Source organism: Chryseobacterium sp. GW821-FHT04C04, from assembly GCF_059420365.1.
This window is the reverse complement of sequence record NZ_JBWKTO010000001.1, coordinates 1341980-1356130: the sequence shown is the minus strand read 5'-3', so window position 1 is coordinate 1356130 and position 14151 is coordinate 1341980. Positions and strand designations below refer to the sequence as shown.

Sequence of the window (14151 nt, the reverse complement as noted above, 5' to 3'; positions counted from 1 at the left end):
CCAGCGCCGATGGTACTGCTAACGCGGGAGAGTAGGCCGCCGCCAGTTTTTATTTTATTTTTAAAAAGTCCTTTATCATACGATAAAGGACTTTTTTGTTGTTATATACTTATCTTATACTTATACCTACAGCAAACTCCTATAATCACTTAGAATTCTTCTCTTATCTTCCTATTCCTATTCCTATTCCTATTCCTAGCTGCTTCTGGTTTATGAGTAATATAGGGTGAGAATCCAGCCTCATCCCCAGCTTCCAGTCTTTACTATCATTATTGATCTATCTTCCACTTAGCTGTCACTCCGTAGGAGTCTATATAATCATTATTGTACTTCATTGTATTTTCTTATTTTCTTCAGTTAATAAGAATTAATTAAAATATAAGTTTGAGCTAAAGCCATATGGAAATGGAACTTTTGACCAGAACGGGCTAAAGTCCGCTTCTATTGAATATTGTAAATGTAGAATAATCAAAGCTGATCAATCGCAGCCTGAAACCCTAACCTCGAATCTCATAATTCATAACTTATCATTCATAATTTTCTTCCTTTTAGCCCTGATAGTAATGGTTACCCCGCAACAAGCGTGGGACCTTTCGTGAACTAACAGAGTTGTATCTCTCATAATAAAGCTTTGGCGTGAGGAGTATGAATGGATAGCGGGATAAAGCTCCTGAAATAGCACAAGGTGGTCAATAAAACTATTTCCTTATACAACCCTGTTTTACTCGAATAAATTCAATAAGTTTGCAATAGTTTTCCAAAAATAATTATATGTCAGGAAACATTCTGATCATTGATGATGAGATCAAACTCCTTAAGTTATTAGGAATGATCCTCTCCCAAGAAAATTTTAATGTAAAAGAAGCATCTACAGCACGTTCAGCCATGACAATGCTGGAGCAATATGAATTTGATGTTGTTTTAAGCGATGTCCGGCTGCCTGATGCTTTTGGAGTAGAACTTGTAAAGTCTATCAAAAGTAAATACCCTCAGTTGGAAATTATTTTGATGACGGCATTTGGTAATATTACGGATGCTGTTCAGGCCATGAAGAATGGGGCTTATGATTATCTTGTAAAAGGTGATGATAATGAGAAAATCATCCCATTGGTATATAAGGCTCTGGATAAGGTAAAAGACAATAAATCAAGGGTTACGCAGCAGGTTGTGACCAAAGGATTTGACCAGATAATTGGTAAATCACCTTTAATCCTGCAGGCTAAGAAGCTGGCTGAGAAAGTGGCTTTAACAGATGCTGCTGTACTTCTTACAGGAGAAACAGGTACAGGAAAAGAAGTTTTTGCCAGCGCTATTCATGAGGGAAGTGACAGAAAGAAAAATAGTTTTGTAGCAATCAACTGCTCAGCCTTCAGTAAAGAGATTCTTGAGAGTGAACTTTTTGGTCACAAGCAAGGCGCTTTTACCGGTGCTTTGAGAGATAAAAAAGGATTAATTGAAGAGGCAAATGGTGGTACTTTGTTCTTAGATGAAATTGGTGAGATGCCTATAGAACTTCAGGCAAAGCTTCTCAGAGTTCTGGAAACCAGAGAGTTTATCAAAATGGGTGAAACCAAAGTTTCAAAGTCTGATTTTAGATTGATTGCAGCCACCAACAGAGATCTTGAAGATGAAATAAAGCAAGGAAACTTCAGAGAAGATCTGTATTTCAGACTGAATGTATTTGAGATAAGCCTGCCGGCTTTACGAAATAGAAAGGAAGACCTGAAAGCACTTGCCAGGAACTTTATTGATATTTTTTCACATAAACTTCACTTATCCTCTGTTCAGGTTGATCCTAATTATTATAAAGAATTAGATAAGAATGATTGGAAAGGAAATATTCGTGAGCTGAGAAATGCTGTAGAACGGAGTTTAATTTTAATGGAGAACAATATCCTTGATGCTGACAGCCTTCCTCATTACTCTGAAAAAGCGGTCCCGGAAAGTGATTCTTTAAGTATCCGGTCATTGGAAAAAATACATATACAGAAAGTATTGCAATATACAAAAGGAAATAAAGCGGAAGCTGCGCGTTTACTTGAGATTGGTATTGCTACGCTATATCGTAAACTGGAAGAATACGGATTAAAATAAATCTTTTATCATTTTAATAAAGAGCCTATCATTTTGATAGGCTATTTTGTTTTTATATAGGTTGGTGATGTTGTTTAATGTGTTGTTATTTAGTTATTTACGTGTCTTTTTTCCAGAATGGACCTTCTTTTGGCATATAGTACCTGAATAAAATATTTAAAAATGACAATTTCAAGAAAAACGTTTAAAAAACGGGAGCATTCTACCTTTAGTCTGCTGGTTGTATCGTACGTATTATTGACTCTTTTAACCCTAATGATTAAGATATGATGCTCATAAGTTTAATCCTGCTTTTCGCAGTGCTATTTTGGCTTTTATATAAATCAGTTGAATTTTTTGATAGAATATAAATTATGTGGAGTTTATTTTTCCTCTCAATACTTGCCTTTGTGTATATCTGTTATGTTTTAATTAAACCTGAAAAATTTTAATTGGTCATGAATACAGAAATTTTAGGCATTATAGCAATGTTTGCTATCACATTAGTTATCGGAATATTTCTAGGAAAATATATAGCTAATGTTTATGGATACAAAAAAACTTTTCTGGATCCGGTTTTTGAACCGATTGAAAAGTTAATTTATAAATTATCCGGAATTAATCCTACCCGTCAGATGAATTGGAAACAGAATATGTATGCCATGCTGACGATTAACCTTGTCTGGTTCATTATTGGATTTCTTATTTTACTGAATCAGGCGTGGCTTCCTTTAAATCCTGATGGGAATCCTAATATGTCACCCGATCTGGCTTTTAATACGGCCATATCATTCCTGGTCAATTGTAATTTACAGCATTATTCGGGAGAAACGGGAGTAAGCTACCTGAGCCAGCTTTATCTGATGTTTTTACAGTTTGTAACGGCAGCAACAGGGATGGCGGCAATGGCGGTTCTTTTCAAAGCTTTTAAAGAAAAAACCAGTACTGAACTAGGGAATTTCTATGACTTTTTCACAAAATCAATGATCAGAATCCTGGTTCCGATAAGTGTTATTGTCGCTTTAATTCTTTCTATCAACGGAAGTCCGATGACTTTCGAAGGAAAAGATCATATCATCACACTGGAAGGGCAGAAGGCTGATGTTTCCAGAGGTCCGGTATCTGCCTTTGTTGCGATTAAACACTTAGGAACCAATGGTGGCGGATTTTTCGGAGCGAATTCAGCTCATCCGCTTGAAAATCCTAACTATATCACCAATATGACAGAGATGATCGCTCAAATGATCATTCCGTTTGCATTGGTATTTGCACTTGGATTTTATCTGAATAAAAGAAAACTTTCATGGGTAATTTTTACCGTAATGACGGTCGGATTTCTCGCCCTTACTGTTCCGAATGTTGTGAATGAAACCGGGGGAAATCCTCTGATTACACAAATAGGAGCAGATAGCAGTCTGGGAGCAATGGAGGGTAAAGAAATCCGTTTTGGAAGCGCTGCATCAGGCTACTGGAGTATCGCAACTACGGTTATTTCAACAGGATCTGTGAACTCTATGCATGATAGTACAATGCCTCTTTCGGGAATGAACGAGCTGCTTGCTATGATGATCAACTGTTTCTATGGAGGCTGCGGGGTTGGAGTTCTGAATTATTTCATCTTTATCATTCTCGCTGTATTTATCAGTGGTCTGATGGTAGGGAGAACCCCGGAATTTATGGGTAAAAAGATTGAAGCCAAAGAGATGAAAATCGCTATGATCGTGGCTTTGTTCCATCCTTTCCTGATTCTTGCAGGAACAGCTTTAACGGCTTATTTGCCAGAATTTGGAACAAAAACATTGAATAATCCTGGGTTCCATGGTTTCAGTGAAATGCTTTATGAATTTACTTCTTCTGCCGCGAATAACGGATCTGGATTTGAAGGACTGGGAGATAATACTCCATGGTGGAATATTTCAACAGGAATTGTCCTGTTGCTATCAAGATTCATCCCGATCATAGGACCGGTAGCGATTGCAGGACTCTTAGCCCAGAAGAAATATATCCCGGAAAGTTCAGGAACACTGAAAACAGATACGGCCACTTTCGGATTTATGACCCTGGCGGTGATCTTACTGATTGCAGCACTGTCTTTCTTCCCTGCATTGACGTTAGGACCTATTGCAGAGCAGATTCAGTATTTCTCAAAATAAATGTGAACATTAAAAATTAGAATCAATATTCAACCATTAAGGGAGCCGAAAAGTGGGAGGAAGCTAGTCTGACACTTACTGAAACGTTCACTTATATTATCCATATCTATCCTTATTATTTGGCAGACCTTGATGGTTATTATTGATTTACAATGATATAAATTCTTTCAAAAAAATGAAAAATCAGTCACAAACATTGTTTCAGAGAGATTTGGTAAACGAAGCGATAAAACAATCCTTCGTAAAACTGAATCCGAAAATTATGTTTAAAAATCCAGTAATGTTCCTGGTGGAAATCGGAACCGTTGTCATGTTTATCGTAAGCATGTTCAGTCTTACTGGTGATAAAACCCAGGGAAGCTTTTCCTATAACTTTTTAGTATTTATTATTTTATTTTTCACTGTTCTGTTTGCCAATTTTGCAGAAGCTATTGCAGAAGCAAGAGGAAAAGCACAGGCTGATACCCTCAGAAAAACAAGGGAAGAGACTCCAGCTAAATTAGTGCTTGATAATAAGCCGGGATTCCAGGTAGAAACAAGGCTGAAGATGTCTGCTGAAATGACATTAGGCGATATTTTCCTTTGTGAAGCCGGAGATCAGATTCCAATGGATGGTGAGATTATTGAAGGTCTGGCAACTATTGATGAGTCGGCAATTACAGGAGAAAGTGCACCGGTAATCCGTGAAGCAGGAGGAGACAAAAGTTCTGTAACAGGAGGTACAAAAGTACTTTCAGACAGAATTAAAGTAAAAGTAACCACAAAACCGGGAGAATCCTTCTTGGATAAAATGATCGCTCTTGTAGAAGGAGCATCAAGACAGAAAACACCTAACGAAATCGCATTAACTATACTTTTAGCAGGATTTACCCTTACATTTATTATTGTTACCCTCACTTTAAAGCCTTTTGCAGACTATGCGCAGACGCCGATTACTATTGCGGCATTTATATCTCTTTTCGTTTGTCTTATTCCGACAACAATCGGCGGTCTGCTTTCTGCAATCGGAATTGCGGGTATGGATAGAGCACTCAGAGCGAATGTGATTACCAAAAGTGGGAAAGCTGTAGAAACGGCAGGAGATATTGATGTTCTTTTGCTTGATAAAACAGGAACAATCACGATCGGAAACCGTAAAGCAACCCATTTTCATCCTTCCAATGGAATTCAGCTTAATGAATTCATTAAAGCTTCTGCTTTAAGTTCTGTAGCCGATGAAACACCGGAAGGAAAATCAATTATTGAGCTGAGTGCACTACAATCTGAAGATTTATTGGTTCCCAATCCTACTTATATCGATTTTACAGCGGAAACGAGAACTTCGGGAATCGATTTTGATGAGACAAGAATCCGTAAAGGAGCGTATGACACGATAAAAAAACTGACTGAAAAAGCCGGGAATATCTTCCCACAGGAAACCCAGGATGCGGTAACCAAAATAGCTGAAAACGGAGGAACTCCTTTGGTAGTCGCCGTAAATGAAAAGGTATGGGGAGTGATAGAACTTCAGGATATCATCAAAACCGGAATCCAGGAACGTTTCCAGAGACTTAGAAAAATGGGGGTGAAAACGGTAATGGTAACCGGAGACAATCCTTTAACAGCAAAATTCATTGCAGAGAAAGCAGGAGTAGATGACTTTATAGCCGAAGCTAAACCTGAAGATAAGATGAACTACATCAAAAAAGAACAGCAGGAAGGTAAGCTGGTAGCCATGATGGGAGACGGAACCAATGATGCTCCGGCACTGGCTCAGGCCGATGTAGGAGTAGCGATGAACAGCGGAACGCAGGCTGCAAAAGAAGCCGGCAACATGGTAGACCTTGATAACGACCCGACAAAACTGATCGAAATTGTGGAAATCGGAAAACAGCTGCTGATGACACGAGGAACCTTGACGACCTTTAGTATTGCCAACGACGTAGCGAAGTATTTTGCTATTATTCCTGCACTCTTCATCACTTTTATTCCTTCCCTACAGAAGCTGAATATTATGAATCTTCACAGTCCCGAAACAGCCATATTATCAGCGGTTATTTTCAATGCGATCATCATTCCGTTTCTGATTCCGCTGGCTTTGAAAGGAGTAGCCTATAAGCCGATTGGTGCAAGTGCATTACTGAGAAGAAATCTTTTAATCTACGGTCTGGGCGGGGTAATTGTTCCATTCATTGGGATCAAAATCATTGATTTGGTAATCAGTTTATTCTATTAAAATTAAAAAAATGAAAAATCATATTGTTTCAGCATTCAGATTAACTCTTGTAATGTTGATAGTTACAGGTATTTATCTGGCAGTTGTATATGCAGGTTCTAAAATACTTCCCAACAAAGGAAACGGAGAAATTGTTTACAATAAAGGGCAGAAGTTCTATGCTAATATCGGGCAGGAATTCAAAGCTGAGAACTATTTTCATGGCCGTCCTTCTTCAGTCAATTATAATGCAGCAGGAAGTGGGGGAAGTAATAAAGGCCCCAGCAACAAAGAATACCTGGAAACCGTACAGAAAAGGATTGATACTTTAAAAATGAATAATCCTGAAATGGGAAATACCAAAGTTCCTGTAGAGCTGGTTACAGCAAGCGGAAGCGGGCTGGATCCGGATATTTCTGAGGAAGGAGCATTGTATCAGGCAAAGAGAATTGCAAAAGTGAGAAACCTTTCAGAAGAGCAGATCAAAAACTTAATCAATAATCAAACTGAAAAGCCTTTCTTAGGACTTTTCGGACCTTCAAAACTGAATGTTTTAAAACTAAACATGGCTTTGGACCAGTTACATTAAAAGTATATTCATAGAATCAAAAATATTCTCTTTTTAAAAATTTTATTCAAATAAAAATCAAAAGAGAACTCTCAGTTAAAAAATGAATTCTGTTTAACATTTTAAATCACTTTCAGAGCAGAATTCATTTTTTCAATCATCAGGTGTTTTTAACGTGGAAATCTATTACCACACAATTATTCAGCACATTATTATCAATATTTATATAATGAAATCAAAAACTTTTCAAGCAGCATTTTTTCTTGGGCTTAGTACCTTAAGTTTTATCAATGCTCAGGAAATAAAAAAAGACTCAGTTATCGCTCAGCCTAAAGATTCCTTAATAGCAAAAACAGATTCTAAAATTCCCTTTGACGGCTATGATCTTACATGGATCAATGGGCAAAACCGCCAGACCGACTTTCCTTTAACCTTAAAAGATAAAAATGGAGAAACTATACTTACTGGAGTAACCTATGTGGATGCTTATTATAATTATGATTTTAACCGTCCAAAAGATAATACACATACCATTTCCTCCGCAATAGGACGTTCTAATGAAGTGACGATTAACATGGCCAGTATCGGATTGGAAACCAATTATAAAAATGTGATAGGCCGTTTATGGCTGCAATTTGGACAAATGGGTTCTATTGTTCAGGATCTTGACGGAACGCTGAATCATGGTAAAAATACAAGCGGAAGCAATTTAAAATACATTCGTGAGGCTGCAGCGGGATACCATTTTAATGTGATGCACGGTTTGAATGTGGAAGCGGGTATTTTCATGAGTTATATCGGTTTGGAAAGCTATGTTTTGGGAGAAAACTGGAACTATCAGAGGAGCTTGGTTTGTGATTTTACACCTTTCTATTTTCAGGGCGCAAGAATTCAGGCTTTTCCTTCTAAGAAATTCAAAACAGAGATCTGGGTGCTGAACGGGTGGCAGACGTATAATTCCTGGAATACAGGTCTTGGATTGGGAGTTTCCAACTATTACAGACCGAACGAAAATTTACAATTGGTTGCCAACTTTTACCTTAACGGGCAGGATACGAGAAACAATTCCGGAGTTCGAAGATTTCACCATGACCACAGTATTGTCGCCAGATATTATAAAAATAAAGACAGTGATGGGTTGTCACAGGCTGCCTTCAGTATCAATAACCATTATGGATTTCAGAGTGGAGGCGGTGTAAAAGCTAAAGACAACTACATGATCGGTACTTCTGTGGCCAACAGACTTTGGTTTCATCATAATAAAATTGCTTTAACGTTAAGAGCTGATGCTGTTTCCAATCCAGGAGCTTATTTGGCATTTACCCCTTCACCCGTAGCCAATAATGACTTTAATGACGCGATTGCTGCGGGAGACAAGCTTAAAATGTTTCAGGGAACCGCAACTGTTGATATTATGCCCAATCAATTTGTAACTTTCAGATTGGAATATGGATTCAGAAAAAGCAATATCCCATATTTTGCAGGCAGAGAAGGAACTACCAGTCCGGATGGATGGATTGATACCCCTGTAGAATCATGGAGACCCGATTTGAGAAAGTCTGACAGCAGGTTTACGCTGGCAGTGATGTTCAGACTATAATATATCATAAATGAAATAATGATTAAAAACTATATGAAAAAATATATTGTTGTTGGGATATTAGCAGGGATATTTTTTCCAAAAGCCCAAACTTCAGACTCCGTGAAGCATACCTCTAAAATAAAATTTTCTGCCTATGCAGAACTCTTTTATACGTATGATTTTAATGAGCCGTCTAACCATATTCGTCAAAATTTCCTGTATTCCTATAACAGACATAATGAAGTAAATCTTAACTTAGGTTTGGTAAAAGCTTCTTATGAAAGTGATGTGCTTCGTGCTAATTTTGCTTTAATGGCTGGAGTGTATGCACAGGATAATATGGCATCGGAACAAAATGCCTTACATTATGTCAATGAAGCCAATATTGGAATTAAAATTTCAAAAAACAAAAACCTATGGATTGATGCGGGAATCATGCCGTCCCATATTGGCTGGGAAAGTGCTATAGGAAAGGATAATATCAATCTGACAAGAAGTTTAGCAGCGGAAAATTCTCCCTATTTTGAAACAGGAGCCAAAATTTCTTACACCTCAGATAATGGGAAGTGGTTTTTAAGCGGATTGGTACTGAACGGATGGCAGCGAATTGCAAAGCCTGAAGGGAACCAGACTCTTTCTTTCGGACATCAGGTGACTTACAAGCCTAATGATAGAATTACCCTGAACAGCAGTTCATTTATCGGGAATGATAAACCTAAGGATGATAAAAGAATGCGCTATTTCCATGATCTGCATGGGATTTTTCAGGTGACAAAACAGTTTTCTACTGTATTAGGGTTTGACATTGGGGCAGAACAGAAATCAAAAGGAAGTGAGCAGTATAACATCTGGTATACCCCGAATATTCTTATGAAATATCAGTTGGATGACAAATGGGCTCTGGCCGGAAGACTGGAATATTATAATGACAAAAATGGAGTTGTTATCAACACCAAAACGGCGAATGGTTTTCAGACCTTTGGATATTCCTTAAACGTAGATTATGCTATTTTAAAGAATGTTGTATTTCGTACGGAAGCCAGAGGTTTTACCTCTAAAGATGCAGTATTTGTTCATCATAACGAGATGAAGCAAAGCAATTTTTTCATTACGACAAGTCTTGCAGCTTGGTTTTAGCAATCAATTCAGGCACAGAAAAAAGTGTTTAAAGTAAAATTAAAAAGAATAAAATCAATGTCATCAGCAAAAGATTTTTTAGAACTGATTCAAAAGTCCCGAAAAGGAAAATTCAAAATCTATATCGGGATGAGTGCTGGTGTAGGAAAAACTTTCCGGATGCTTCAGGAAGCACATTCCCTTTTGCGAAATGGCATTGATGTAAAGGTGGGCTATATCGAAACCCATGGTCGGGAAGAAACGGTAGCGCTTGTAGAAGGTCTTCCTGAAATTGAAAGGAAATCAGTTTTTTATAAAGGAAAAAATCTTGAAGAAATGGATCTTCAGGCCATTATCAATGAACATCCGGAAGTCGTTCTAGTGGATGAGCTGCCCCATACTAATGTAGAAGGTTCCAAAAATAAAAAAAGATGGCAGGATGTATTGGAGATTCTTGATAACGGAATCAACGTCATCAGTGCAATGAATATCCAGCACATCGAAAGCCTGAACGAAGAAGTGAAGAAAATTACCGGAGTAGAAGTGGCAGAGCGCGTTCCGGATAAGATCCTGGCTCTTGCTGATGAAGTGGTCAATATAGACCTTACTGCTGATGAATTGCTGACCCGCCTAAAAGAGGGTAAGATTTATAAAAAAGAAAAAGTTCAGACCGCACTCAGCAATTTCTTCCAAAGCGGACATATTCTACAGCTTCGTGAGCTGGCCTTAAAAGAAGTAGCCACTCATGTAGAAAGAAAGGTAGAAACAGAGATTAAAACCGAAAATTTTAAACCTATAAAATTCCTGGCCTGCATCAGCAGTAATGAGAAAATCGCCAAAACAATTATCCGGAAAACAGCAAGGTTAGCCAGCTATTATAACAGTCCATGGACTGTTATATACATTCAGAAGCCCTCCGAAAATCCTGAAAAAATAGCGCTGGATAAGCAGCGGTATTTAATTAATAATTTTAATTTAGCACAAGAATTAGGGGCAAAAGTAGTCCGGATCAAAGAAAGCAGTGTTCACAATGGAATTCTGGAATATGTGATTGCCCATAATATTACGACAGTCTGTATTGGAAAGCCACATGCCCATTTTTGGCAGCGGCTGTTGGGGTACAGCTGGATTTATACTCTCATGAACAGATTGAATGAGAGACAGATAGATATTATTATTTTATCTTAAAAAGTAATGAAACTTAAAACGAAACTTACCTTAGGTGTTGGCCTTTTATTTCTGCTGATCGTTCTGCTTTCAGTGATAGGTTCTGTATACATCAATAAATTAAAATCTGATACTGAAAAAATTCTCACAGCCAATTACAACAGTCTGGAGTTTTCCAAAAATATGCTTCTTGCTCTGGATAACATCAGTACAGACAGTACGGTTGCGGTCGCAGATTTTAAAAAAAATAATAAGCTTCAGGAAAAGAACCTTACAGAGTTTGGAGAAAAAGAAGCCACTCAGAATCTGAATCTGCATTTCAACAGCTATCTGAAAGCTCCTGATTCTAATAAGGAGAAGTTGATTCGTGAAGATCTGGCGAAGATTATGTCTTTAAACATGAAAGGGATAGAGCGGAAGAGTGACATTGCTATCATTACGGCAGAAAATGCCACATTCTGGATTGTAAGTTTAGGAACCGTATGCTTTCTGATTGCTTTTATCTTACTTTTCAATTTGCCTCAGGCTATTGCAGAACCTATCAGTCAGCTTACATTTGGTATAAAGCAGATTGCCGGTAAAAACTACAGTGAAAGAGTTCATTTCAAAGGAAGTGAGGAGTTCAATGATCTTGCAGAATCATTCAACACTATGGCAGAAAAGCTTCAGGAGTACGAAAGCAGTACACTTTCTAAGCAGTTGATGGATAAAAAACGGATCGAAACATTGGTCAACAATATGCATGATGCTGTGATTGGTTTGGATGAAAACCATTTTATCTACATGATCAATGATGAAGCCCTGAAAATTACCAACCTCCATAAAGAAGAAATTATTGGAAAAACAGCTCATGAAGTAGCCATCAATAACGATCTTATCCGTGAGCTGCTGAAAAATATAGATCATCCGGTAAAAGATCCTATCAAGATTGTTCGTGATAATAAGGAGAATTATTTTGAACAGGATATTATTCCCATCAATATCGTAAAGACGGGCGAAAAGGAAAAAAAATATATTGGAAAAGTAATTTTGTTAAGAAATATTACCCCTTTCAAAGAACTGGATTTTGCCAAAACCAATTTCATTGCGACGATCTCCCATGAACTGAAAACTCCAATTTCAGCTATCAAAATGGGCGTACAGCTTCTTGGAAACCAAAAATTCGGTGAATTGAATGAGCAGCAGCAGGAATTGTTGAAAAGCATCAATGAAGATGGACAGCGTTTATTGGATATCACGGGTGAACTGCTCAATCTTTCTCAGGTAGAATCCGGAAATATCAGACTGACCGTAGAGAAATGTTCCCCTAAGGAAATTGTACAGACTGCTATGAAAAATGTTGAAAAACTGGCAGAGCAGAAAAATATTTTGATCAGCACCCAATATCTTTTGGAAGATAATGATTCCGTGACTGCAGATTTTGATAAAACGGTTTGGGTGATGAACAATTTTTTGACCAATGCAGTGAAGCATTCTTTTCAGGATGAAAATATTCAGATTGTGGTAGAAAAACGGGACGCCTTTATTCAATTTAGTATTATTGATACCGGAAGCGGAATTGATGAAAAATACCACCGTCAGATCTTTGACCGTTATTTCCAGGTTCCCGGAGAACATCAGAACGGGACAGGATTGGGGTTGGCTATTTCAAAAAACTTTATTGAAAAACAACACGGAGAAATAGGAGTGAAGAGTTCTTTGAATAATGGAAGTACATTTTACTTCAGACTGCCGGTTTCATAGGGATTATTGTTATATCTTTGAATAAGAAAATATCTGATTTTCTTATTTAAAGATTTGTAATTCTATCCTTTTAAATTCATGGATCCTTTTTTCTATTTGCCACTGGTGGGTGTAGCATTTTTTATCATTTCAAGAATTTACTTTTATATCCAGAAAAATAAAATTATCGAAAAATACAGGCAGCCTGATGCGATGAAACTAAACAAGATTAATGGAACAATTGCTACAGTGACTAAAGGAGGACTTAGAGCTAGTAAAAGATTCCAATGGTGTAGTTTTGAAATTTTCATGAATCAGAATTCTATATTTTTGTTTCCTAAAGATTTTTACATTATTCCCGGTAAGTGCATTAATCTGAGATTTGGATCAGATCGAAGAAATACAAGAAAGCCGGAAGTTCTGAGAGAGTTTCATATACATGATAATTATGTTGAACTGATTCTTTATCCTGACTGGATGCCCAATACAAAACGTACCATTTCTTTGGAAGGATTAAACAAGGAAGAAATTTTACTGTTCCGGAAAGCTTTGATTAAAGAATAGTAATTTAAATATTAAGGTATTTAAATCTATTTTAATAAGAACTTTCTCAAACAAAACTTCAACTCCTATTATTTATATTTGTAATAAAAATAGAAATGAGAAAAACGTTAGGACTTTTATTATTTTCAGTTGTACTAAGTATTCAGATTTCTGCTCAGACCTTTACATTAGAACAGCTTAAGGGATTCAACAAACTTACCATGGATGAGTTTAAAAAAGAGATGAAACAGCTTCAGTTCAAATTTTATGACAGAACAGAAGGCTTAGGCTTTCTTTTAAACGAATATGATTCCCCCGATTACACCTCAAAAATTGGGAAGTTTGAATATGCTGAAGAAAAATCAGAAGACAGAATTGAATTTGAGTTTAAAACAAAGAAAGAATATGATCAGTACTTTAAACTGATTTTAACAGACGGATATAAACCAACAGAAAAAGGAAAAATTATCACCAAAGAGCCATATGTGGATTACTACAAGGATAAAGAACATATCAGGTTGATTTTGCCAAAGACAGGAGAAAGTTCTCCCTATACTATTATTGTTTTCAAGTAAATAGGATTGCACATATAACCTGAAGTAATATTATGCAAACACTGCAGATTTTATGATTTTGAGTAAATGGCTTTAAATAAAATTTCTAAATTTGAACTTAAATCACACAAGATGAATACGTCAGATTTAAAAATTAATTTGATCAACAGGATCACCCAATTAAAAGAAGTCAGAATTATTGAAGAAATTCAAAAAATTCTTGATTTTGAATTGGACCAGAATGAATATATTCTTACTAATGAGCAAAAAGAAAGAGTTGCTGAAGGAAAAAAAGAATATAAAAGTAAAGCATACCTTACTGAAGATGAAGCCAACCAGGATATAGAAAGATGGCTAAAAGAAAAATAATCTGGATTTTACAAGCCAACAAGGAAAGAAAAAATAAAAGTGAATAATTGCATTTACTTTGCTGAAATAAAAAGGCTGTGAAATCTATCACAGCCTTTTTATAACATTTT

12 protein-coding genes are annotated in these 14151 nt (G+C 36.7%); all 12 read left to right on the top strand.

The window, feature by feature from the left end; translation table 11 throughout:
* Positions 1-771: 771 nt before the first annotated feature.
* The 12 genes from AC07UM_RS06130 (at position 772) to AC07UM_RS06075 (ending at position 14041) form a co-directional block, all read left to right on the top strand.
* Positions 772-2094, top strand: coding sequence for a sigma-54-dependent transcriptional regulator (locus tag AC07UM_RS06130; protein ID WP_494684864.1), 1323 nt, complete (start codon positions 772-774; stop codon positions 2092-2094).
* Positions 2095-2447: 353 nt separating this feature from the next.
* Positions 2448-2525 (top strand): potassium-transporting ATPase subunit F, encoded by a 78-nt coding sequence (locus AC07UM_RS06125; RefSeq protein WP_077415921.1) that lies wholly within the window; start codon positions 2448-2450, stop codon positions 2523-2525.
* A 6-nt stretch (positions 2526-2531) separates the two neighbouring features.
* Positions 2532-4226, top strand: a complete 1695-nt coding sequence (gene kdpA, locus AC07UM_RS06120) for a potassium-transporting ATPase subunit KdpA (protein WP_494684863.1) — start codon at positions 2532-2534, stop codon at positions 4224-4226.
* 175 nt (positions 4227-4401) lie between these two features.
* Positions 4402-6441 (top strand): potassium-transporting ATPase subunit KdpB, encoded by a 2040-nt coding sequence (gene kdpB, locus AC07UM_RS06115; protein WP_494684862.1) that lies wholly within the window; start codon positions 4402-4404, stop codon positions 6439-6441.
* A gap of 10 nt (positions 6442-6451) precedes the next feature.
* Positions 6452-7009 (top strand): potassium-transporting ATPase subunit KdpC, encoded by a 558-nt coding sequence (kdpC, locus tag AC07UM_RS06110; RefSeq protein ID WP_494684861.1) that lies wholly within the window; start codon positions 6452-6454, stop codon positions 7007-7009.
* Positions 7010-7217: 208 nt separating this feature from the next.
* Positions 7218-8588 carry an outer membrane beta-barrel protein gene (locus AC07UM_RS06105; RefSeq protein WP_494684860.1) on the top strand — a complete coding sequence of 457 codons (1371 nt, stop codon included), beginning with the start codon at positions 7218-7220 and terminating at the stop codon, positions 8586-8588.
* 33 nt (positions 8589-8621) lie between these two features.
* Complete coding sequence (locus tag AC07UM_RS06100) at positions 8622-9707, top strand: porin (protein ID WP_494684859.1); 1086 nt, start codon at positions 8622-8624, stop codon at positions 9705-9707.
* Between the two features lie 57 nt (positions 9708-9764).
* On the top strand, positions 9765-10874 hold the full coding sequence (locus AC07UM_RS06095; RefSeq protein ID WP_124530615.1) for a sensor protein KdpD: 1110 nt from the start codon (positions 9765-9767) through the stop codon (positions 10872-10874).
* Between the two features lie 6 nt (positions 10875-10880).
* The gene (locus AC07UM_RS06090) at positions 10881-12596 is read left to right on the top strand and encodes an ATP-binding protein (RefSeq protein WP_494684858.1); all 1716 of its coding nucleotides are present in this window, start codon (positions 10881-10883) and stop codon (positions 12594-12596) included.
* Between the two features lie 78 nt (positions 12597-12674).
* Positions 12675-13139 (top strand): hypothetical protein, encoded by a 465-nt coding sequence (locus AC07UM_RS06085; RefSeq protein WP_494684857.1) that lies wholly within the window; start codon positions 12675-12677, stop codon positions 13137-13139.
* A gap of 95 nt (positions 13140-13234) precedes the next feature.
* Positions 13235-13693 carry a hypothetical protein gene (locus tag AC07UM_RS06080; protein ID WP_494684856.1) on the top strand — a complete coding sequence of 153 codons (459 nt, stop codon included), beginning with the start codon at positions 13235-13237 and terminating at the stop codon, positions 13691-13693.
* A 111-nt stretch (positions 13694-13804) separates the two neighbouring features.
* Positions 13805-14041, top strand: coding sequence for a hypothetical protein (locus AC07UM_RS06075; RefSeq protein WP_494684855.1), 237 nt, complete (start codon positions 13805-13807; stop codon positions 14039-14041).
* Positions 14042-14151: the final 110 nt, after the last annotated feature.